Raw genomic sequence first — 1,033 nt, forward strand, 5'->3', positions numbered from 1 at the left:
GTCTTCGTCTCCAAGCGCGGCCAGGGCACCGGCTACTCGGGCATCGAAAACCCGCTGTTCTACAAAGACAACACCCGCATGTTCTACGGCGACGCAAAAGCATCCCTCGGCGAACTGCTCAGCAGGATATCCTGACAGGGGCGGCGTTGCCGGTAACAATCGGCCTGCAAGACTGGCTTGCAACATTGGGAGGAGAGGCAGGACATGGAGTATCTCGTCTACGCGAGTCAGGCGGCCGTGCCGCCGACCGCAGAAGATCTATCGGCGCTGCTGTCCTACAGCCGTCTGCGCAACCTGCAGGAGGGTATCACGGGCATGCTGATCTATCGCTTCGTGCCCGAGGCCGGGCGTGGCACGTTCATGCAATTGCTCGAAGGCCCGCGCCCGGAGCTGGATGCGGTCTGGCAGCGGATCTCTGCGGACCGGCGGCACCATTCCATCGTGGTGATCGAAGAAGGCACGGCCCCCGAGCGGATCTTTCCCGACTGGTCGATGGGCTTTCGCGATGTCGAGGAGGCGGCGCTGTCGGGGATCGAAGGCTTTGCCGATCTCGGCTCGGATGCCTTCTGGGATCGTGTCAACTTTCGCGTACCGACCGGCGGGTTGCGGCTGCTGCGCAGTTTCTACGAGCCGGTCTGATGCGGGTCAGTTTGATACTTGTCGGTCTGAAACGTCCTGTCGTGAACTGCCAGCCAGGTCCGTCAGAGCCACGTCGACGGACCTGCATGGCGTGCATGATCAGGCGCAGCACCATGACCGCCATGTGACGGCAAGAGGCGCGCTTGCCGCGTTTCAGGCACCGCGCGCCGCCGCCCTAGGGGATGTCGATGGCCCCGAAGATGCTCCTTGCCCTCGCGCGCCTTGGTGCGGGCAATCACCCGCACGGCTGGCGGTTGCCAAATTCGGCGCGGAAACTCTTGGTCTGATCATCCGCGCCATGCCTTTCGATATGTCAAAGAGCTGCCCGCTCTAGGGTCAGGATTCATAACCAATAGATGACTAGAGCCGCGAGAGCGATGGTGGAGAGGAACAC

The 1,033-nt window shown here is 62.3% G+C and carries 2 protein-coding genes; both read left to right on the top strand.

The features are described from left to right. On the top strand, positions 1-135 hold a 135-nt coding region (locus tag KO516_RS20370), incomplete at its 5' end, for an NAD(P)(+) transhydrogenase (Re/Si-specific) subunit beta (RefSeq protein WP_216002720.1). Between the two features lie 69 nt (positions 136-204). Continuing rightward, the gene (locus KO516_RS20375; protein ID WP_216005621.1) at positions 205-639 is read left to right on the top strand and encodes a BLUF domain-containing protein; all 435 of its coding nucleotides are present in this window, start codon (positions 205-207) and stop codon (positions 637-639) included. The last annotated feature ends 394 nt before the right edge of the window (positions 640-1,033 follow it).

Source organism: Citreicella sp. C3M06, assembly GCF_018860705.1.
Lineage (GTDB): Bacteria > Pseudomonadota > Alphaproteobacteria > Rhodobacterales > Rhodobacteraceae > Salipiger.

Bases quoted from the DNA above. Each gene is read 5' to 3' on its own strand.
- KO516_RS20375 (WP_216005621.1), top strand. From the start codon at position 205: ATGGAGTATCTCGTCTACGCGAGTCAGGCGGCCGTGCCGCCGACCGCA.